The 22902-nt window shown below is 34.1% G+C and carries 19 protein-coding genes; 10 read left to right on the top strand and 9 right to left on the bottom strand.

Going from position 1 to position 22902, the window contains the following annotated elements; translation table 11 throughout:
- Window positions 1-50 precede the first annotated feature (50 nt).
- From IPM51_03775 to IPM51_03765, 3 genes are all read right to left on the bottom strand, one after another.
- A complete protein-coding gene (locus tag IPM51_03775) occupies window positions 51-1985 on the bottom strand; it encodes a tetratricopeptide repeat protein (protein ID MBK9283418.1) in 1935 nt (644 codons plus the stop codon).
- A gap of 45 nt (window positions 1986-2030) precedes the next feature.
- Window positions 2031-5414 (bottom strand): methylmalonyl-CoA mutase family protein, encoded by a 3384-nt coding sequence (locus tag IPM51_03770; protein MBK9283417.1) that lies wholly within the window; start codon window positions 5412-5414, stop codon window positions 2031-2033.
- An 89-nt stretch (window positions 5415-5503) separates the two neighbouring features.
- On the bottom strand, window positions 5504-5854 hold the full coding sequence (locus IPM51_03765) for a hypothetical protein (protein ID MBK9283416.1): 351 nt from the start codon (window positions 5852-5854) through the stop codon (window positions 5504-5506).
- 135 nt (window positions 5855-5989) lie between these two features.
- Between IPM51_03765 and IPM51_03760 the strand changes: the two genes are divergently transcribed.
- The 8 genes from IPM51_03760 to IPM51_03725 all read left to right on the top strand — a co-directional run bounded on the left by IPM51_03760 (window position 5990) and on the right by IPM51_03725 (window position 13903).
- Window positions 5990-6460 (top strand): RNA polymerase sigma factor, encoded by a 471-nt coding sequence (locus tag IPM51_03760; GenBank protein MBK9283415.1) that lies wholly within the window; start codon window positions 5990-5992, stop codon window positions 6458-6460.
- A gap of 33 nt (window positions 6461-6493) precedes the next feature.
- Window positions 6494-7237, top strand: a complete 744-nt coding sequence (locus IPM51_03755; GenBank protein MBK9283414.1) for a hypothetical protein — start codon at window positions 6494-6496, stop codon at window positions 7235-7237.
- On the top strand, window positions 7237-7662 hold the full coding sequence (locus tag IPM51_03750; GenBank protein MBK9283413.1) for a hypothetical protein: 426 nt from the start codon (window positions 7237-7239) through the stop codon (window positions 7660-7662). The genes IPM51_03755 and IPM51_03750 overlap by 1 nt, the downstream gene beginning before the upstream one ends.
- On the top strand, window positions 7659-8849 hold the full coding sequence (locus IPM51_03745) for a hypothetical protein (GenBank protein ID MBK9283412.1): 1191 nt from the start codon (window positions 7659-7661) through the stop codon (window positions 8847-8849). The genes IPM51_03750 and IPM51_03745 overlap by 4 nt, the downstream gene beginning before the upstream one ends.
- Before the next feature lie 131 nt (window positions 8850-8980).
- Complete coding sequence (locus IPM51_03740; protein MBK9283411.1) at window positions 8981-9889, top strand: DUF2279 domain-containing protein; 909 nt, start codon at window positions 8981-8983, stop codon at window positions 9887-9889.
- 112 nt (window positions 9890-10001) lie between these two features.
- Window positions 10002-10346: a MerR family transcriptional regulator gene (locus tag IPM51_03735; GenBank protein MBK9283410.1), complete on the top strand. Its 345-nt coding sequence runs from the start codon at window positions 10002-10004 to the stop codon at window positions 10344-10346.
- A gap of 65 nt (window positions 10347-10411) precedes the next feature.
- A complete protein-coding gene (locus IPM51_03730; protein ID MBK9283409.1) occupies window positions 10412-11659 on the top strand; it encodes a hypothetical protein in 1248 nt (415 codons plus the stop codon).
- Between the two features lie 309 nt (window positions 11660-11968).
- Window positions 11969-13903 carry a T9SS type A sorting domain-containing protein gene (locus tag IPM51_03725; protein ID MBK9283408.1) on the top strand — a complete coding sequence of 645 codons (1935 nt, stop codon included), beginning with the start codon at window positions 11969-11971 and terminating at the stop codon, window positions 13901-13903.
- Between the two features lie 263 nt (window positions 13904-14166).
- On the opposite strand, the gene IPM51_03720 is transcribed toward IPM51_03725, so the two are convergent.
- Window positions 14167-15021, bottom strand: coding sequence for an SPFH/Band 7/PHB domain protein (locus tag IPM51_03720; protein ID MBK9283407.1), 855 nt, complete (start codon window positions 15019-15021; stop codon window positions 14167-14169).
- A gap of 228 nt (window positions 15022-15249) precedes the next feature.
- Between IPM51_03720 and IPM51_03715 the strand changes: the two genes are divergently transcribed.
- Together IPM51_03715 and IPM51_03710 are read left to right on the top strand one after the other, a co-directional pair.
- Entirely contained in the window at window positions 15250-16239 is a 990-nt protein-coding gene (locus IPM51_03715; GenBank protein ID MBK9283406.1) for an amidohydrolase, read from the top strand.
- Between the two features lie 6 nt (window positions 16240-16245).
- The gene (locus IPM51_03710; GenBank protein MBK9283405.1) at window positions 16246-17640 is read left to right on the top strand and encodes a hypothetical protein; all 1395 of its coding nucleotides are present in this window, start codon (window positions 16246-16248) and stop codon (window positions 17638-17640) included.
- A 9-nt stretch (window positions 17641-17649) separates the two neighbouring features.
- Here IPM51_03710 and IPM51_03705 read toward each other — a convergent pair whose 3' ends face one another.
- From IPM51_03705 to IPM51_03685, 5 genes are all read right to left on the bottom strand, one after another.
- Window positions 17650-18081, bottom strand: a complete 432-nt coding sequence (locus IPM51_03705; GenBank protein MBK9283404.1) for a hypothetical protein — start codon at window positions 18079-18081, stop codon at window positions 17650-17652.
- 356 nt (window positions 18082-18437) lie between these two features.
- Window positions 18438-19247 carry an EI24 domain-containing protein gene (locus IPM51_03700; protein ID MBK9283403.1) on the bottom strand — a complete coding sequence of 270 codons (810 nt, stop codon included), beginning with the start codon at window positions 19245-19247 and terminating at the stop codon, window positions 18438-18440.
- 1 nt (window position 19248) lies between these two features.
- Window positions 19249-21030, bottom strand: a complete 1782-nt coding sequence (locus IPM51_03695; GenBank protein ID MBK9283402.1) for an arginine--tRNA ligase — start codon at window positions 21028-21030, stop codon at window positions 19249-19251.
- A 9-nt stretch (window positions 21031-21039) separates the two neighbouring features.
- A complete protein-coding gene (locus IPM51_03690; GenBank protein MBK9283401.1) occupies window positions 21040-22008 on the bottom strand; it encodes a glycosyltransferase family 9 protein in 969 nt (322 codons plus the stop codon).
- On the bottom strand, window positions 21995-22900 hold the full coding sequence (locus IPM51_03685) for a DMT family transporter (protein MBK9283400.1): 906 nt from the start codon (window positions 22898-22900) through the stop codon (window positions 21995-21997). Before IPM51_03685 ends, IPM51_03690 begins: the two co-directional genes overlap by 14 nt.
- Window positions 22901-22902: the final 2 nt, after the last annotated feature.

The following is a 22902-nucleotide window of genomic DNA, read 5'->3' as shown; positions in this document are numbered from 1 at the left end:
CTTACGAATTTAATTATAAAAAAGGTAAATGGAAAATTAAAAAAATGAAATTAAATTTTTACACCGGCTAAACAAATATCATCAACTTGTTCTAAAGAGCCCTGCCAATTTTTAAATGTTTTTAATAAAATATCATTTTGTTCGTTTAAAGGTTTCTCCGCAATTTCCTGAATCAATTTGAGCAATTGTTTGTATTTAAATTTTTTTCCATTTTGGCCACCAAACTGATCTGCGTAACCATCGGTAAATAAATACAAAGTGTCATTTTTAGTTATTTTAATTTCTTTAGTACCAAACGGAATGGGATTTTCTACATAACCAATGGGCTGTTTATTGGCGGGTATTTTCTGAATTTCTCCGTTGGTGTATAGATATAATGAATTATTGGCGCCCGCATATTGAATTTTTTTAACCTCAGCATTCCGATATTTTTTTTCTATACGTATTAAAGTAATATCCATTCCATCTTTTACCGCATTATTGTTTGAAGAAAATCTTTTCACTACAATTTTCCTGGCCTGATCTAATATTTCTCCGGGTTTTTCCAAACCAAATTCCCCAATTGCTCTGTTTAAGGCATTGCAACATACCACAGAAACCAAAGCTCCCGGAACTCCGTGTCCGGTACAATCAGCCAAGGCAAACCAAATATTATTTTCATTCTCCTCCAGCCAATAAAAATCGCCGGCAACTATATCCTTAGGTTGATATAAGATAAATGAAGAAAGAAAGGAACTTTTCACTTTTTCTTCCGAAGGCAAAAAGGATTTCTGAATATGTTTGGCATAATTGATAGAATCAGTAATCTCTGAATTTTTTTGCGCAATCTCTTCTAGTAATTTTTTTCTCTCGATGGATTTCCTGTAACTGATAACCACAAGCAAAAGGGTTAAGATAATACCAACAATAACTGAATTCCGAACTATGCGAATATTCGATTTTTCCTTTTCATCTAACACTGACTTTTGTTGAAGCGTATGGATTTCGGCTTCTTTCTGACCTAAATCAAACTCTGCATTTAAAAACGCAACTTGCAAGTTTTTTTGATTATTGTTTAGAGAATCTGTGGTGGCATGATACAGTTCATTAAATCGTAAGGCCTTGTCGAAATTCCGTGAATCCTTATACAGTTTGGAAAGTTGACCATATAATTCACTTAAAGAATTAAGATCCTCTGAACGCTCATAATAATTTAAAGCATTCAACAAGTGTTTTTCAGCCTTGATGAAATCACCTCGCAATAAAAGTAAACCACCTAGTGTATTTTGATGAGTTACCCATTTAACGGAATCATCAATTAATTTTTCGGAAAGCGTCAAGTAATAAAAAGCTGTATCAAACTGATGAGCTTCACCTAATATGCCGGCATAATTTATGTAGGCTCTAAATCTCTCTGATTTATCTTTGGAAGGATAAAGAAATGATTTTTGCATAAGTGCAATGGCGGCACTAAAATTATGCTTATTAAATTCAATGGCAGCAATATTCATATAGCTGCCTCTTATTCTTGCAGAATCTTTTTTAGCTATACGGATAATCATGGCTTTGTTCTGACATTCGATAGCCTTTTCAAAATCATCTACAAATCTGTAGGTATTGCCTAAATTATTTAAAGCAACAGCTAAACGCAAACTATCATTTAATTTACCGTAAATTTTAACAGCTGAAATTAACTCATTAATTGATTTTGGATAATCACCAACTATTTGATATATCGTTCCTTTGGTAACATTAGCATTGGCTAGTAATAATGAATCTTTTCTTTTTAGTCCTAATTCATAATGCGCCTTGGCATATTTCATAGCTTCACCCTGGTTCATACTCATAAAACCCCAGGCTTTGGATATCATTAAAGCGTCGGCTCTTTTATTGGACATAGTATCCAATTTGCCGGCTATAGAATCCGGAATTAAATCCAATTGCGATTTTAGTGAGAATTGACTAAACAATAAACCTACCAAAATTAGGTAATAATAATTTTTCATGTGGTTTATTTATTTCAATTGGGATTAATACTAATTTCCAAATGATTACATGTTCCTTCTGTACTGACCGCCCACTTCAAACAAGGCATTGGTAATTTGTCCAAGCGAACAGTATTTTACGGCTTCCATTAACCCATCAAATAAATTTTTATTGTGAATAGCCAATTGCTGTAAATTTTTTAATGCCTCAGCCCCCTTATCTTTATTTCCTGCCCATAAATTATTTCGAGTAGCAATTTGCGCTTCTTTTTCTTCCGTTGTAGAACGAATTACCTCGCGAGGCAATACAGTAGGACTACCTTTTGAACTTAAAAAAGTATTCACTCCAATTAAAGGATATTCACCATTGTGTTTTAAGGTTTCATAATACAAACTTTCTTCTTGAATTTTGCTTCGCTGATACATGGTTTCCATAGCACCTAACACACCTCCACGCTCCGTTATCTTATCAAACTCCGTTAATACGGCTTCTTCTACTAAATCGGTAAGTTCTTCAATAATGAACGCGCCTTGCAATGGGTTTTCATTTTTAGCTAATCCTAATTCACGATTAATAATTAACTGAATAGCCATAGCTCTTCGAACACTCTCTTCTGTTGGTGTAGTAATTGCTTCGTCGTAGGCATTGGTGTGTAATGAATTGCAATTATCATAAATGGCATATAAAGCTTGTAAGGTGGTACGAATATCATTAAAGTCAATTTCTTGCGCATGTAATGAACGTCCGGAAGTTTGAATGTGATACTTTAACATTTGACTTCTTTCGTTTGCCCCGTATTTATTTTTCATGGCCTTTGCCCAGATTCTACGCGCTACTCTTCCAATAACACTATATTCGGGATCAATACCATTGGAGAAAAAGAAAGATAAGTTTGGCGCAAAATCATTGATGTTCATGCCTCTGCTTAAATAATATTCCACAAATGTAAAGCCATTAGACAGAGTAAATGCCAATTGAGAAATTGGATTAGCACCGGCCTCGGCAATGTGATATCCACTGATGGAAACGGAATAAAAATTACGGACATTATTATTGATGAAATACTGTTGCACATCACCCATTACCCGTAAACTAAATTCAGTACTGAATATGCAGGTGTTTTGCGCCTGATCTTCTTTCAAAATATCAGCTTGCACGGTTCCACGCACCTGTGCTAATGTATTGGTTTTTATTTTCTGATATACATCTGCCGGCAGTACCATATCACCGGTAACACCCAATAACATTAATCCCAAACCATTATTTCCTTCGGGTAACTGAGGTGCGTTATATGTTGGACGTTTAGTGCCTTTCTTTTTATAAATTTCTTCGATCTTTTTCTCAACTTCTTTTTCCAGCTTATTCTCTTTGATATACAATTCGCATTGTTGATCGATAGCAGCATTCATAAAAAATGCAGCAATGGTTGCAGCCGGACCGTTAATGGTCATTGAAACGGATGTTTTAGGGTCGGCCAAATTAAATCCGCTATACAATTTCTTCGCATCATCTAAACAACAAACACTCACTCCTGAATTTCCAATCTTCCCGTAAATATCAGGGCGATGATCGGGATCATTCCCATAAAGAGTAACCGAATCAAAAGCGGTACTTAAACGATGAGCAGGCATACCCAAACTCACATAGTGAAAACGTTTATTGGTTCTTTCAGGCCCGCCCTCTCCGGCAAACATACGTGTAGGATCTTCACCTTCTCGTTTAAATGGATAAATTCCGGATGTGTATGGAAATTCGCCCGGAAAGTTTTCACGCAATGTCCAAGTTAAAATATCTGACCAACCCGAATACTTGGGCGATGCCACTTTAGGAACTTGAGTGTGAGACAAACTTTCGTAATGCGTTTTTATTTTCAACTCCTTGTCACGAACTTTGAATACATAATACTCATTGCTGTACAATTTCTTTTTCTCCTCCCAACCTTCTAACGTTTTTAAGTTTTTCGGATCTAATTCTAAAATAATTTTTTGTTTTTCCTCCTCCAAAGCTTTTAGTAAGCGGTCTTTATCTGCAACTTTAGAATTCTTCAAACAATGCATAGCAATTTGCATGCCTTGCAAATTTTCAGCAGCTTTACTTTGTTCAGCCACCCACTTATCGTAATTTCTTGAACTTTCTGAAATTTCAGATAAATAACGAGTGCGGCCAGGAGGAATGATGTAAATTTTCTCACTCATTTCATCCGTAATCACAAAATTAGATTTTAAATCACAATTGGTTTTAGCCACCAATTTATCCATTACCGCTTTATACAAACGATTTGTTCCCGGATCATTAAACTGCGAAGCAATAGTTCCGTATATTGGTAAATCTTCGTCTTTCGCTTCCCACAAATTCTGATTTCTCTTATATTGTTTTTTCACATCGCGAATAGCATCTAAGGCTCCTCGCTTATCAAATTTATTTATGGCAACCAGATCTGCAAATTCAAGCATATCGATTTTTTCCAATTGCGTGGCAGCACCAAACTCCGGAGTCATCACATACAAACTTAAATTACTATGCTCAATAATTTCAGTATCGCTTTGTCCTATTCCCGCTGTTTCCAATAAAATCAAATCGAATTCAGAAACCTTTAAAATATCAACCGCATCCTGCACGTGTTTGGATAAAGCCAAATTACTTTGACGCGTGGCTAATGAACGCATATATACTCTTTCATTTTTGATGGAGTTCATGCGGATTCTATCGCCTAACAAAGCTCCTCCGGTTTTTCTTTTACTGGGATCAACCGATATGATGCCAATTTTTTTATCGGGAAAATCCATCAAAAATCGACGAACCAATTCATCTACCAAAGATGATTTTCCTGAACCGCCTGTACCTGTAATACCGATTACCGGAGTTTTTGATTTTTTAGCATCTTCTCTTACTTTATCTAATACCGCTTTGCTTTCTTCATTAAAATTTTCTGCTGCAGAAATTAAACGGGCAATTGATTTATAATCTTTTTCTTTTAAATGATTTACTTCCCCATTCAAATTAGCACCAGTTGGAAAATCGCTTTTCATCAACACATCATTTATCATGCCTTGCAATCCCATAGCTCTTCCGTCATCCGGATGATAAATGCGGGTAATTCCGTATTTGTGCAGCTCTTCTATCTCTTCTGGCAAAATAGTTCCGCCTCCGCCACCAAAAATTTTGATATGTCCGCAGCCCGCCTCTTTCAGCAAATCATGCATGTATTTAAAATACTCATTATGTCCGCCTTGATAGCTGGTAATGGCTATGGCATTTGCATCCTCCTGAATGGCGCAATCCACAATCTCCTTCACGCTTCGGTCGTGTCCTAAATGAATAATTTCGGCGCCTGTGCTTTGTAAAACTCTGCGCATAATATTAATAGCAGCATCGTGTCCGTCAAATAAAGCTGCTGCAGTAACAATACGCACTTTATTTTTTGTTTGGTATGGTTTAGTTTCAATCATGTACGTGAAATTTGAGCTCTAAATTTAATTAATTGTAGCTCTTAAAACAACTAATGTTAGCTAATAAAAATATAACCGACTTTTGGTATTTAATCCTGTTCACCAACCATCTTCTTTTTTCCCTTAGATAGATAAAAAATGAAAATGAAAACAAAGCCCAGTAAAAATGGAATAGCCGCTAAATCTTTATTTAAACTATTAAAATAAAATTCCATAGTCATCCAATAGGAGTTTGCGCTTATCCAGAAAAATATTGCTGTATTGAGGTAAATATCCCTATAAGCACGAGTTTTAAATATTAAATAAAGTGCCAAAAAAAGTGTGGGTATAATCATAATCACGCCCATTAATTTCCATTCCATCATCCAGCAACTGTCTTTTATCAACCAAAAAACAATGTGCATACTTTCAAATCGTCGTATTTTCTCGAAAAGACTCATTATACCCGGACAAAATTAAACTTTTACGCTATTTTTACGTCTTATTAGAAAGAATTTGTGGCCCAACCCGATGATAAATCAATATTAACCCTTTTTCGGGATGAAAAAACCCGAAATGCTGCATTAGGACAATTAATGGCCAAATATCAAAAGCCTTTGTATTGGCATATCCGTAAAATAGTGATTGACCATGACGATGCCGATGATGTATTGCAAAATACTTTCATTAAAGTTTGGAAAGGCTTGGAGAATTTCAGAGAAGAAAGTCAATTGTATACCTGGATGTACAGAATAGCCACCAATGAATCATTAACCCATCTTAGACAGAAACAAAAAAGCAATACCACATCATTGCATCCAATTGAATATCAATTGAGTAAAAATTTGGAGAGTGATCAGTATTTTAAGGGTGATGCTATACAATTAAAACTGCAACAAGCCATTTTAACACTACCCGAAAAACAGCGTATTGTTTTTAATATGCGTTATTACGATGAAACTCCTTATGAGAAAATGTCGGAAATACTTGAAACTTCGGTAGGTGCGCTCAAAGCCAGTTATCACATTGCGGCTAAAAAAATAGAAGAATATTTAATAAACGGTTAAACCTTAAACGATTTACATAGTCAAACCCATGCTATGAGCAAGAATACTGAAAATAATGAAAATTTAGAAAATTCGAAGGGATTTGATGTGCCCGACGATTACTTTACTACGTTTTCAAATTCGGTAATGAATAAAATTGAATGGTTAGATGAACATAAAATTTATCCGTACTTAACATCTTTAAAAGGCAATCACGGATTTACGGTGCCCGAAAATTATTTTGAAAAGCTGGAGATCAAGAATGAATTATTGGCTTACCCGAATTTACATGCCGTAAAAAAAGAAGTTATTTTTGCCACGCCTGAAAATTATTTTGATGAATTATCTGTTAGCTTCGAAAGCGTTGGGCAAGATCAGCCGTTTGAACACTTAAATGCCATTGAAAAAATAAATCCCTTTGTTACTCCTGAAAATTATTTTGAATCCAATCAAAAACAAATTCAAGATAAGCTACTATCAGCTAAAGTCATTACCTTATTCAGCAGCACGGTGCGTTACACCGCTATTGCCGCACTTTTCATTATTTGCTTAGGAGTTTGGCTCTTTTCCTCATACTTTAATTTTAGCGACAAAGAATGCACCTCATTAGCTTGCATTGAAAAAAGTGAATTGATGAAAAATAAAAATTTAGAAAATATTGAAACTGAGCGCTTATACGAAGTGGTGGACACCAAAAAACTGGAAGAAAGTTTGAATGGTGAAAATAATTCAGCTCCAAAAAGTACCGGTGATAGTATTGATGAATTTGACATGGACGATTTACCCGAAGAAATTTAATGCGTAAAATTTTACACATACTTTTTATATTTCTAATTTATTTTAACTCGGGTAATTTAAACGCCCAGGGGAATAAAGATAAGGTGGAAGAAATGCGCGTTTCTTTTATCAATAAAAAACTAAGTCTTAGCGCAAATGAATCGCAAAAATTTTGGCCGGTATATAATGAGTATAACGATAAGGTTAAGGCGTTACGCAGAAACTTGCGTAAAAATATTCGCAAAGCCCCTGAAAATTTAAGTGAAACGGAAGCTGAAGAATTATACCAATTGGATATTAAAACCAAACAAGCCGAAGCCGAATTACATAGCGTTTACAGCGAAAAAATAAAAACGATTATTGGAGCTAAAAAAATAATTATTCTGAGGGCTGCCGAAGAAGAATTTAAACAAAAAGTATTAGATAGCATAAAAGGAAAAGAGTGAGCAGGAACTTACATACACGGCAAGTGCTTACAACCGTATGCACTCTTTTTTTATTTGGGTTAAACCTGAATGCCCAAACTAAATACGACAGCTTAAAAATTAAAAAAGCCAAACACTATTTTCAAACGGTAATTTTATTGGATGGATACACTAAGCCCACCAAAGATTTAAATGATACCACCCAACTCATTGGCGAAAGATTAAAAACCTATGGCATAAAACAAGGCATACTTTATATAAATACACCGCTTGCCACTTTTGAGCACAGAACCAGCGACAGCATGGTGAGTAAAAACACGCATTTACTGTTAACGTTCAATCGCATGTCATTAAGACCTCAATTTGAAGGCATAAATGATCATGAACTTTTAAAAACCAGTTTAGGTGCGAGAATAATTGTAAATCCCGGTAAAAAAGGCGTTTGGTTTTTTGATATTTCTCCTTTTGTTACGAGAGATGCCAGCGATCCTAAATCCAAATCTTATTTCAGAATGGCCAATACTTTTATTTACAGTCATAACAAAAGCGAACGATTTAATTGGCGATTAGGATTAACCAAATCATTTCTGTGGGGAAATCGTTTTTATTTACCTTTTGTTGGATTCAGATTTGGTAAGTTGGATAAAACGCACTTTAGCATTCAGTTTCCTAGAAGCATGAGTTTGAATATGCCAATAAACGAATATGTTCAACTCAGCTTGTACACCAAACCACAAGGCGGCATGTGGAACTTCAGTAATTTTGATTCCTTGTATACCTTAAAAGCAGAATCAACTGTACATTTTACGCGGTACGAAGTAAATACCGGACTGAGAGTTGACGGCAGAATTCAGCATTGGCTCGATTTTTATTTTGCTATGGGCTTTAGTACTAAAAATAAAATCACCTTTTATTCAAATAACGCCAATAACAAAAATTCAAAGCTACCGTACAGTAAATATTTTTATGAAAAGGCTCCGGCTGCTACCTTATTTTTCAATTTTGGATTAATATTTAAATTTGGTAAAACAAAATCGTATTACAAAAACCGGAATATTTACGATGCCATTGATTTAAATAATACCGTTGGCGGAGGAGATGATAATGTAAGTAATAACAATTTTCAAATTCCTATTGAATCTAAACGCAAAGCGGAAGATTTGAAATTTAAGTCGCTGCAAGACTTAATTGATTACAATGACCTGTGATATGATTTAACCACAAAGCGCACAAAGTAATATCAAAAAGTATCCTGAATATTACTTAGTGACCAAAGTGCCCCCTTAGTGCACTTGGTGGTTAAATAACCCATAATGATAAATAACTTATCTTTGTTTAAATGCGAATTAAATGCATAACCGGGTTTATTTTAATTGGCTTGTTGCCAATTTTAATGCATTCACAAAAGGACAGCCTTCCCAATTACGAGCACCGCAAAATGGCTTTAGGCATTAGCACTTCCGCCATAAGTGCGGGTTCACTCTTATACCTAAATTACGCCTGGTATGCCAATTACAGCAGTGATGATTTTCATTTTTTTAATGACAATACCGAGTGGCTGCAAATGGATAAAGCCGGACATGCTTTCACCACCTATCAATTAGGTCGATTAATGATGAATGCATTTGACTGGGCAGGGGTGAACAAAAAGAAAAAATTATTTATTGGGGGAACTATGGGTTTAATGTACATGACAGCTATCGAATGTTTAGATGGAAAAAGTAAAGGCTGGGGATTTTCTTGGGGCGATATGGGCGCAAATGTGGCAGGAACAGGAATGGCCATTGGACAGGAAGCTTTATGGAACGAACAACGTTTAATGATTAAATTCTCTTTCGCTCAAAGTCAGTTAGCTGAATACAATCCATCCTTATTAGGTGAAAATATTTATACGCAGGTATTAAAAGATTATAACGGACAAACGTATTGGCTGAGCGTATCACCTTTTAGTTTTATTCCTTCCCAAAAAAAATTGCCTAAATGGTTATGCCTATCATTTGGTTATAGTGCTTACGGCATGTTGAGCGGACATGAGAATGGATTTACCGTGCGCGATGCTAATGGTGTGTATTACCAATTTAACCGGGAGCGTAGATTTTACCTGAGTTTTGATATTGACTTTACTAAAATTAAAACCAAATCCAAGTTTTTAAAAGGCGTTTTCTCAGCCATCAATATTTTAAAAATTCCGGCTCCGGCTTTAGAGTTTACCAAAAGAGGGGCTAAGGGATATGGATTGTATTTGTGAAGGAAAATTATTGAAGGCTCTGCTTTATATTCACCATAACAGTTAATTTCTCGCCTAACCTGTTGAAAACTAAATATTGACATCCAGTCATTTTAAGTTAATTTTAATTTTAATGGCAGAGAATAAAGAAACTACCGAAAAGCTCTTTTATAGTATCAGCGAGGTATCTGATATGTTTGAGCTTAATGCAAGTACCCTTCGCTTTTGGGAAAAGGAATTTGAATTTCTTCGTCCCCAAAAAAATAAAAAAGGGAATCGACTTTTTACCCAAAAAGACATTGACAGCATTGCAAAAATTGTTGAATTGGTTAAACAAAAGGGCTTTACCATACAAGGTGCCCGTGAGCAATTAAAGGCCGGCGAACTGGCAACAGCTTCCCCATCCCATACCGCCGAGGTTATTGCCAAGTTAAAACTCATTAAAGAAAAACTCTTAGATATTAAAGATAGTCTCTAAAAAAATTAAGCGGGTTAAGCCCGCTTTTTTATTTGTATTCGGGCAAAATAACTACTTTTGGCCCCATGTTTAAAACCCCTCCTTTTTTTATCTATATTTTGGTATTTCTCCTTTCGTGTAGCAATACCACGGGGGATAAATCCAATACTGAAAATAAAGTTCAAACACCGATAAATGAAGTGCCTCTTGCAGATTCAACAGCCTCTTTAAAATCACCACCCGATTCAAATCTTATTCAGCCTAAGGTTGCCGACGCCCCTATTACAAGCACCAATAACATTTACAATAATATTACCGCGGTTATTTCGGGTTATAAGGGAAAAGCAAATAACCTCAATTATTTATTTGATAGTTCAGCCTGGAAAAATCACGCCAAGTTTATTGACAGCAGCTGGAAAAAACTGGAAAGAAAACGTTTAATAGCCATGCAAACCTGGGGAAGAAAAGAATTTGAAAACGCAAACAATAAAAGTAAATTGGTTTTTTATCCGTTTAGTGGCCCGGATTATTTAACCGCTCATGCTTTTTTTCCCGATGCAGATAAATATATTATGTTGGGTTTAGAACCCGTTGGTAAATTACCCGATTTAAAAAAATTTAAACCCGGCGATCACAGCAGTTATTCACAGGATTTACGAAAATCATTGGGCGATATTTTTAGCAAGAGTTATTTTATTACCCGCAAAATGTTGCAAGATTTTCAAAGCAAAAAAGTAAACGGCTTGTTGCCGGTACTTGCCTTTTTTATTAAACGTTCGGGCCATGAAATTTTGGATGTGAAATATTTAATGCGTTATTACCAGGATAGTATTGTTGAAGTGGATTACGGACATACCGAAAAAGAAAGAAAACCCTTTGGCGTGCGCATTGATTTTTTACAAAACGGAAAAGTGAAGTCGCTTTATTATTTTAAATACGATGTAAGTAATAAATTATTTAACGACACTTGCGTTTTTAAAAAATATTTGCATACCAATACGCAAAATTGCATAACTTATATTAAATCCGCTTCTTACCTACTGCACAATCATTTCATGAGCAACATGAAAGATTTGATTTTAAAAAATTCAACGGCCATTATTCAAGATGATACCGGTATGCCTTATAAATACATACAGGATGAAAATAAATTTGATATTAAATTATATGGTGTTTATATAAAACCCGTAACCGATTTCCCTTGGCTGAGTTTACAAAAACCATTGCAAGAAGCTTTTCATAAAGACAGTGCGAAAATTGAAAAAATTCCTTTTCACTTGGGATATCACTGGCAAAGTAAAAAGGATATTTTGATTTATGCCCTTAAGAAATAGTTACTAAGATTTCCGCAAATCATTTCAAGAGTTCAAAATTACTAAACGTCTTATTTTAAATTTTAATTCGGCAAGAATTTTAAGAAAAATGAAACGCTTGCTGTCTCCGAATTAGCTAAATCAGTTTTAAATAGTGATTAAACCTTTAATATCTTCCTATGTAATTGAAATACATGTAATTAGATAAATGTTTGGCTTTTTAAAACCAAAACAAAAACTATAAAAATTTAAGTATCTTAGATACAATAATTACAGTTTAATATCCCAAGGCCAACATTTAGAAACTAAAACAATTGTAATAATAAAATAGTGAATTCACTAAAAGCACATATTTATATTGTACTGCTTTTATTATTGGGAAATTCTATGTGCTTTTCTCAAGGATTAAAATTCGATTATCAGTACGACATTAACAATGCAAATTCATTTTCGAATACAGTATTTAAATATGGAGATCGATATTGTGTTTTCGGTTTATGCAGCAACAGTTTAACAGGGCAACAAAACGGCTTAAGTCTATTGGTAACCGATACTTTCGGTATTGAAGTTTCACAACAACAATTTTACCATCCGGATAACAATTTGTTTTTTAGTAACAGTGTACATAATTTTGTTCAATTGCAGAAAAATTATGTGATATTTTCAGGTCATATTCAAGTAGCATTTGAACATAGAAGAGGTGCCTTGGTAAAATTTAATTTATCAACAAAAGATACAGCATGGGTAAAAACCTATACAGAACCTGGTGATACTACAAAGTTTTTAACTAGTACATTTTTAGCTGATAGTAGTATAATTGTTTTTGGGGAAAGATATTATCAAGTTGGAATGAATGGATTTACTAAAGCATTTATAATGAAAATTGATAAGGATGGTAATTATAAATGGCATAAATATATAAGCAATTGGGTAAATCATTATTACTGGTTTCAAAAAATAATAAAATTAAACGAAAGTGATTTTGTAGTTGCAGGCACTAAACTATTTGATGTGTGTAATCCGCAAGGTTTCATTATGCGTATAGACACAAATGGTAACAAACAATATGAATTAGGTTTATCTGGGATAAATTTCACATATGTTCATGATATGATTCAATTAAGTGATAATAGTTTTTTAATTGGCGGTAGTCATATTTCATTTAACGATTGTAACAACAATAAATCCAGAAGATTCTTATATAAATTTAACGGATCAAACGGATTAAAAATAAAATCTCAAATTTATAATAATCCAACTATAAGCGCAAATAGTTTTCTTACCTTGAGTCAAACACAATCAGGAAAAATTTGGGCTGGTGGTGTAACCGGTAATCCAGGAAACCAATATCAGAGTACAGGAGATTTTACAATGTTCAATTCGAATTTAGATAGTTTGCAACGGGTTGTGTTAACTGAATTTAATTCAGGGGATAATTCTGTACCCTATTCTTTACTGAACACAAAGGATGGAGGGTTTGTTACTGCCATTTATCATACACCGAATCAATCACAACAAAAAAACCGTTTATTAAAGGCGGACAGTACTGGATGTTATTCTCAAATTTTTCCAAACGTAATTGTAAACAGCGGTACACTTTGTTTGGGCAATTCATTCACTTTGGTTCCATTTGGCGCTCAAACTTACAGTTTTTCAAGTGGTACGCCCATTGTTACTCCAACTATAAGCACAAGCTTTTCCGTAATTGGTACAAATTCATTGGGTTGTGTTTCAGCAACGCCTGCAATTTCGAATGTAACGGTATTAGCTTTACCTTTACCAACAGTTAGCGCAAGCACAAGTAATACATTAATGTGCATTGGAGAAACCGTTACATTAACAGCAAGTGGTGCTGATACCTACACTTGGAATTCCTTAGATTCAGGTCCTGAAATTTATGTTAGTCCTATTTCAAATACAGTATATATTGTAACCGGTAAAAACACATTTGGCTGCCATGATATGGTTACCATAAATCAACTGGTAGATCCCTGTGCCGGAATGGAAGAAGTAAATGAAAATTCTGCCAATGTAAATATTTTCCCCAACCCTTTTAAAGACAATATTCAAATAAATATTGCTGCTCAAAATTTAAATAAACTATTCATACGTATAAGCAACACTTTAGGACAAACAGTAAAGGAGCTTCGTGAAATTAATGAAAACAATCAAATTCAATTAACTGAATTTTCTGCCGGAATTTATTTTGTGCAAATTATTAATTCTGGTAAGGTGATATCATCAAAGAAAATAGTTAAGGAGTAAATTCTAAAAACATTATTGATTTGGTGTAGGTTAAATATGCGCTTTTACTGTTTTATTAGTTCGAAATAATAAATCAACATTAGAAACATCAATTCGTTAGTTTACTCCTGCATGTCCATTAACTCGAACTATTGTAATAGAGAAGAAACTTTTTAAAAAGAGAATACCAACATTGAAAAAATTCCTTTTCACTTTGGGTATCATTGGCAAAGCAAAAAAGATATTTTGATTTTCGCTTTACGAAAATAAGTTCACAATTAAATTTATTTCTTCGGTAATGGAATTATCCCAGCCATTTCGCTTACTACATTCACCAAATCAGAACCAGAAGGAACAATGATTTTTGAGTTATTACTCAATGAATTTTCCATGGCTTCCAACTTTCTTAAAACTTGTGCGTTGCCCACAAAATATTGTTCAGCCGCTTCATTTACTAATTTAATCGCTTCCGCCTCACCTTCGGCATGTAATATTTTGGCTTGCTTAATTCCTTCGGCTTCTTTAATTTTTCCTCGCTTTACACCATCGGCAACAGTTTCAGCCGCAGTGGCAGAATCTATGGCAGCAATTTTTTCGTTTTCCGCTTTTACAACCTTGTTCATGGTTTCCTGCACATCCTTTGGCGGATCAATTTGCTTTAATTCGGTACGAATAATTTCCACACCCCAGGTATTTGTTTCTTTGTGCAAGGTGTTGTGCAATTCAGTATTAATTTTTCCACGCTCACTGTTTGCAGATTTTAAGGTAAGCGTTCCAATAATATTTCTAAGTGTGGTACGCGCTAAATTGACAATTTGCCATTGATACATATTTACCGTGTACATGGCAGCCTTTACACTATCCTCATCGGCTTTCACCCGAAAATACACCTGTGCATCAACACTCGCATTCAAATTATCATTGGTAATAATTTCTTGCGGCTCCGCATCTATCATTTGTTCGGTAACATTTACTAAAAACATTTTTTCTACGCCAGGGATTATCCAATGAAATCCGGGATTTGCCAATTTGCTGTATTTTCCTAATCGCTCAATTAAACCTCTGTGTGTTGGTCTCACAATTCTAACCCCGCTAAAAAAAATCAAAACCAAAACAAAACCACCTATTAAATAAACCATATTTCCCATATATTATAATTTTATAATTAAAATTTCACTATTATCTCAAATATACTCAATTAGAAATTAATTTATTTTCACAAAGCCTTGTTTTAAGTCGTAATAGCACTTCTTTACCTTTATTTAACGAACTTTATAGTTTCAATTACATGCACAGCTTCGCTTATTTTCAAAATTGAAATTGCAATTGGCTATTGCCTTTTAATATTTTCCTTTTAACTTTACTACATGTACACAATTGATACCCACACCCATATAATGCCCAAGGAAATGCCGGATTACAGCAAAAAATTTGGCTATGGCGACTTTATTCATTTAAAACATCATAAACCCGGAAAAGCATGGATGATGCAAGGCGAGAAACAATTTAGAGAAATTGAAGAGAATTGTTGGGATGCGGAAGTTAGAATTAAACAAATGCAGGAACATAAAGCCGATGTGCAGGTAATTTGTACCATACCGGTTTTATTTTCTTACTGGGCTAAGGCCAAAGATGGTTTAGAAGTGAGTAAATTTTTAAACGATGATATTGCAACTACTGTAAATAATTATCCGGATAAATTTGTGGGATTATGCACTGTGCCCATGCAGGATACGAAATTGGCTATACAGGAATTAGAGCGCTGCATGAAAAACGGTTACAAAGGAATACAAATTGGCAGCAACGTAAATAATTTAAATTTAAACGAAACGCAGTTTGATGAATTTTGGGCCGCTTGTGAAAGTTTAAATGCTGCAGTTTTAGTTCACCCTTGGCAAATGATGGGACAAGAACATATGAATAAATATTGGTTGCCTTGGTTAGTGGGCATGCCTGCAGAAATTAGTCGCGCAATTTGCAGTATGATATTTGGCGGTATTTTTGAAAAATATAAAAAATTAAAAGTTTGTTTTGCCCACGGTGGCGGATCTTTTTTACCAACCATTAGCCGAATTGAACACGGCTGGGAATGCCGACCGGATTTAGTGGCTATTGATAACGAACATAATCCTAAAAATTATTTGGGTAAATTTTGGGTAGACTCTCACGTTTGTGATCATAAAATGCTGCAATACATTATTGACTTAATTGGAGAAGATAAAGTGGTGCAAGGCTCGGATTATCCTTTTCCCTTAGGAGAAGCGGTGCCCGGAGAATTAGTTCGCAGCTCGCCATTAAATAAAGCGACTCAGGAAAAAATAATGGCTAGCAATGCAAAAACCTGGTTGGGTATTTAATACAACATGGATTTACTACGGAAATTCATACAAAGTTTTTTTTTAAAACCAACGCTTTACCTGTTTATTTTTATTGCCTTTTTTTCGGCTGACCGATTTAACCGCTGGGCTAATTTTGATAAAGGTAATTTTCCATTAGTGGATGATGTAGATCAATATTATTCTTATTTGCCCGCTTTTTTTATTCATGATGATTTAAGCTTTTCTTTTGAACACCAGTACTGGACCAAAAAATTAAGTAACGGCAATCACATTCCAAAAGTTACCTTAGGAATGGCCTTGATGTATAGTCCGTTTTTTATAAGCGGACATTTAATGGCTAAAAATTCGAAATACAAGGCCGACGGTTATTCCCTACCCTATAAAATAAGTTTACACATAGGTTCTATTTTATTTTCCATATTCGGCTTATGGTTTTGCCGAAAAAATTTATTGCGGTTTTTTAATGAATACATTACCCTAATTGTATTAATAGCGGTGTATTTTGGTACGAATCTTTTTTATTATACCTATGGATTTGGAGAAATGCCACATGCCTATTTATTTTTTCTTTTTTCACTTTTCATATACTTCACTTTTAAATGGTGGGATAACAAAAAACTGAAATACCTTTTGGCCTTAGCCTTTACCGGAGGTTTTGCCACTTTAATAAGACCCAATGAGTGTTTGCTTTTGTTTTTTCCCTTATTACTTCATGTAAATAATTTAAAACAAGTAAAAGAAAGATTTCAGTTGTTTTCTGCTTATCGCGCTAAATTACTAATTGCAGTAATCCTTTTTTTACTTCCCTTTTTTGTACAAATGCTTTACTGGAAAACTTATACCGGACAATGGTTTTACTTTTCATATGGGGAGGACGAAAGTTTTTTCTTTTCCAACCCTAAAATTTTTGACTTTTTATTCAGCTTTAGAAAAGGCTGGTTTATTTACACTCCGTTAATGTTCCTTGCGATAATCGGAATTTTTATGCTCAAACAAAAAAGTACCGGCTTAAAATATTTTTTAATTTTTTATTTGCTGATTACCATTTACATTTTAAGTTCGTGGTGGGACTGGGCTTATGGAGGTTCATTTGGTAGCCGGGCTATGATACAATATTATTCCTTTTTAGTTTTTCCATTAGCTGCATTTTTTCAATTTATGAACGAGATTTTTAAAGAAAAGATATTAAAATACATTGCCAGAATAATAATAATTGTATCATTGGTATTTATGATTGATTTAAATTTAGATCAAAGCTGGTTGTATAAATACGGAATCATTGCCAGTGATGGAATGACCAAAGAGGCTTATTTGCTCACATTTGGCAAAGAAGAATTTTCGAAAGAAGAAGTAGAAGAAATTGAAAGAAGTTTAAAAAATCCGGACAGAGAAGCGATGAAGCGTGGGGAAAGGGATTAGAATAAAACTTTATAAATCACTAATTATTTTATCAATAATAAGTCTGCTTGTTCTTTCTATGTATAAATCATATTGCGAAATACATCCATCTAGTCCGTGCTTCCAAGTGTTGTTGAAGCCTCTATTAGGCTTATCGTTGTTATCTGGGATAAATATAACCCCCTCATTAGTTATAATATCACCATCTAATACCTTATATGACGCTTTGATATCCATGTCTAGTATTTTTGAATAATCGTGATTCCACTTATACCCACTGTTTATAAAAATTAAGTGTATAAATCTTGCATTATGTGTAAACTTGATTTTATTTGGAATTTTCTCAATTGTCAACTTTATAATTCTACCGCTTAATTTGGCCTTCAGTACGCTATCTGAATAACCGTCAATTGAATTTTTAAAAATTTTTATTGGTATTCGATAATTCAAAGTAGTAGTCATAGTTCTTTTCAACTGCCAATAAAAAACAAGAGGTATGAAAAAATGTAATTTTGACTTTGTGCGTGAAATAGTGTCATTTGAATAAGCTAGGGCCGTTGATACATACAGAATATTTGAACCATTTTCCTCGATCTTACTAAAAATATTAGTATAATGTCTCGCGATTCTTTTGTCAACTTTATTACGAGTTAAACAACTTGTTAATATAAAAAGTGTCACAAAAATTAAAACAGATAATTTTAATCGCCCCTTGTAATTGTTTTTCATAAAATATATTTTGAAATTTTTTACCAAGAAGAATGTTTTAGCAAACTTGGCATCAACTATTTTTTAAAAGTTTAGCAAACTTGTTTAATTTATTGTCCCCTTTCTTTCTGAATCTGTAAAAAACTCAATGTTGCGCCAATCACTGCAACAGCCGGACCAAACATCATACCTAAAATTTGTCCGGGTACAAAAGGAAGTGCCATAAAAAAACTATATACCATACCAATGCCAATGGCGTAACCTTTATTTTTTTTGATCAACTGTATTCCTTTTCCAACTCCTAAGCGATGTCTTTCACAACTGTAATCCAATAATGCAAAGCCCACAAAATACCATCCCATAAGTAATAAAATGGGTGTGGTAACAAAAATTAAAGGAGGGACAAACAGGCAAAGTATAAATCCGATGAAAATAAAAAAGTATTCTAAAATCATATTTCGTAAACTAATTACAATTCCTCTGCCAATATCTTTCAATAACTGAACAAAGGAGAATGGAAAATTTTTTCCTGTTAACTTTTCTTCCGTTTTTTCCGACAATAAAGAAAATATTGGAGAGAGCACCATCAACAAAATATATTTGATAAACGTTCCGCTCATCATCCAAAATAAAAACTTTAAAACCCAGCCTACAATTATTCCCACCTTACTCACCAAAAACGGCCGGGCAAAGGAAAGCCAATGTCCCTCTTCCGGAATAGCATCAAAAGCAAAATATTCTTTAATGGAGTCCGTTAAATTTTCGGCCAGTAAAAACAAACCAAAAATACTTCCAACCCATAATAAAATCCAAATAAGTAAAGGATAAAACATATAAGGCCATAAACCTTTTTCAAATAGCATTGGAAACCCTTTGAAGCAATTACCTATTCCATTAAATATGTCTTTAAAAAATTTCATTTTACATTCGCTCCGGTACTTGAATACCTAACATGTTCATGCCATTAGCAATGGTTTGTCCGCAAGATTTCGCTAGCTGCAATCGGAATATTTTCACTTCCTTATTTTCTTCTTTTAAAATAGAATGATCATGAAAAAAACGATTGAAACATTTTACCAATTCATAAATATAATTCGCCACAACAGATGGGTTATGCAGTTTACCGGCTTCTTCAACCGCTTCTTCAAAACCGTAAATCCACTGAATTAATTCTCTTTCTAAATCGTTTAATGCAATATTTTCAATATTGTTTTCGTAAGCTATATCTGCTTTGCGCAACACAGATTTAATGCGCGCGTGGGTATATTGAATAAACGGACCGGTATGCCCGTTAAAATCAATGCTCTCTTTAGGATCGAACAACATTTTCTTTTTAGGATCAACCTTCAACATAAAATATTTAAGTGCGCCTAATCCAATAGTTTTGTATAATTCTTTTAATTCATCTTCTGAAAAATCATCCACTTTACCCAATTCTTTAGTGGTAGCTTCAGCGGTTTGAAACATTTCCTTTAAAATATCATCGGCATCCACTACGGTTCCTTCCCTACTCTTCATTTTTCCTTCGGGTAATTCCACCATACCGTAACTTAAGTGATACAATTCTTTTGCCCAATCATATCCTAATTTTTCTAATATTTTAAACAAGGCTTTAAAATGATAATCTTGTTCATTCCCCACCGTATAAATTAATTGATTTAATTTCGGGAATTCTCTGAATCGTTCAATGGCTGTCCCGATATCCTGTGTAATATAAATGCTGGTTCCATCTCCGCGTAATACCACTTTTTCATCTAATCCATCCGGTGTTAAATCAATGGCTACATTTCCGTTTTCTTTTTTATAAAAAACACCTTTGTTTAATCCGTCCTGCACATGCTCCTTACCCAAAACATAAGTATTGCTTTCATAATAAGTTTTATCAAAATCGATACCCAAAGTATCGTAAGTAACCTGAAAACCATCATACACCCAACCATTCATCTTTTTCCAAAGTTCAAGCACTTCTGCATTTCCCGCTTCCCATTGCTTGAGCATTTCCTGGCACTCCTTCATCAATGGTGCATTTTTTTCTGCTTCTTCTTTACTTTGTCCTTCAGCAATTAAATTTTTTATTTCTTCTTTATACGCTTTATCAAAAGCCACATAATATTTTCCCACCAAATGATCGCCTTTCATTCCACTACTCTGAGGCGTTTCTCCATTCCCGAATTTTTGCCAGGCCAGCATACTTTTACAAATATGAATACCGCGGTCGTTTACTATGCTTACTTTAATCACTTCATCCCCATTGGCTCTTAATATTTCACCTACAGAAAAACCCAATAAATGATTTCGGATATGGCCTAAGTGCAATGGTTTATTGGTATTGGGAGAAGAATATTCCAACATAATTTGTTTACCGCTGCTTTTTGCTTTCTTCTTACCAACTTCAGTATTCGTTTTTATTGTAGAAAAATATTTTAACCAAAAAGCATCACTAAGTTCCAGATTCAAAAAACCTTTTACCACATTAAAACTTTTTAATTGCGGCTCGTTTTTCTGAACAAATTGTCCGATTTCGTTGCCCAACAATTCGGGTGTTCGTTTCGCATCCTTCACATAGGGAAAAACCACCAATGTTAAATCGCCCTTAAATTCTTTACGGGTTTTTTGAAGCACAATTTGATCAGTAGCAATATTATAAAGTTCCTGAAGCGCTTTTTGAATTTGAGTACCTAACAGTTGATGTGCAATATTCATTTGCTAAAATTACAAATTGTTTGTTAAATCGAAGCCTGCACTTTTCAGATCTATATCCAACATACACTTAAAATGCGATTTTGGACATTTTTGATATCCTAATTTGGAGCAAGGCCTGCAATTTAAATTTTTAACCTCCAATATTTTACTTTCGGGATGCGGTAAATAAGGAGACATACCGAATTCGGGAATGGTATTTCCCCACAACGAAAATATTTTTTTCTTAAAAGCAGAAGCGATATGCATCATGCCCGTATCAGAAGTAATAACCTGCGCTGCCTGTTTTATGACAAAGGCACTTTGCCCTATACTGTATTTTCCGCAAGCATTTATTAAATGATGATGTTTTTCGGTTAATCGCATTAAGTCAGCTCCATCTTCAGCCGAACCAATTAACACAATGGGATGCGGAATCATTTCACAAATCTCATTTAACTTAGGTAAAGGAATTTTTTTGGTAAAATACGAACCCCCAACCACAAGCGAGGTAAAAGTTCCTTGCGGAAAAGACACCGTATCTTTTTCGCTTAAGAAAAAATCCAAACCTTTTCCGTCATTTTTCACACCCAAGTTCTTTAACGTGTACAGATATCTTTCAACTATATGCGTTGGCGGAAGTACCTGCAACATTTTTAGATTTACGGCCAGGAGTTTTCTGAAATTAATTTTATTAAATACTTGTGTTTTAACTCCTAATTTTTTTCGAAGGCGTAAACTGCGCAAATTATTATGCAAATCAATCAGTATATCATATTCTTCCAGTTTTAATTCTTCTTCTACTTCATCAATATCATGGGTAAAGGTGATTAATTTATCTAAGTAGGGATTATTTTGCAAAACATCGGCAAAAATATTTTTGGTAATAAAATGTACTTCAGCTCCGCTTTGTTCCTTTAAACAGCGTATAACCGGTGTAGTTAAAACCAGGTCGCCGATTGAACTAAATCTAATGATTAATATTTTTTTATTTTTCTTCAATGGACTTCAGAATCCTTTTTTCAGATTTCTTTTTGAGATACGAATTTAAAAATATAGCAATTAATATTATAAACACACCTATATAAAACGAGGGTTTTACTTCTTTATTTTCACTGAAAAACAAAATGGCCCAAATAATTCCGTAAACGGTCTCCAAATTTACCGTTAAAACAATGGTATAAGGACTAATGTGTTTTGCCAAATCAACCGCAGCCAAAAACGGAAATACGGTACAAACTAAACTCAATAAAAGTATACCGATTACCGATTGAGAATCGAGTACCAAAAAAGAATAATCCAGATTTCCGCCTATTAAAAGAAAAATACTTAAGCCTAAAAATGCCGTGAGTAATTCATAAAAACTAATTACACCCGAACGAATATCCTTTATCATTAATCCGTTTAACACGCCAAATATGGAGGACGTGAGTGCTGCAAAAATACCCAATACTATACCAAACCAATATTCTGTTTCAATAGAAAATATCATCAGGATGGCTGCTATTATGATAAAGCCGATGATGATTTCATACAGCCTTATTTTTCTTTTATAAAGTATAGGTTCAATGATTGAGCTGAACAAAGTTCCCGTACTGAAAGCCACCATGGTTACGCTGATGTTGGATACTTTAATAGCCATGTAAAATGCAATCCAGTGTACTAAAATAATAAGACCAATACCACCTAACTTCATGATGTTTTTTGGACTCGTTTGCAAGGAAATTTTTCTGTACTTCAACCATAGAAACATGGCAATTACCGTAATTAAAATTCTATACCAAACCAATTGCCAGGCATCGGCTGTAATAAAACGGCCCAATACGGGTGAAAATCCCCATATAAATACAATAGTGTGTAAGAGTAAATAATGTTTATTTATACCTTTGTCCAATA

This window comes from Sphingobacteriaceae bacterium (assembly GCA_016715905.1).
Lineage (GTDB): Bacteria > Bacteroidota > Bacteroidia > B-17B0 > Aurantibacillaceae > Aurantibacillus.
The sequence above is the reverse complement of the archived record's forward strand: the minus strand, read 5'-3'. Positions and strand labels throughout refer to the sequence as shown.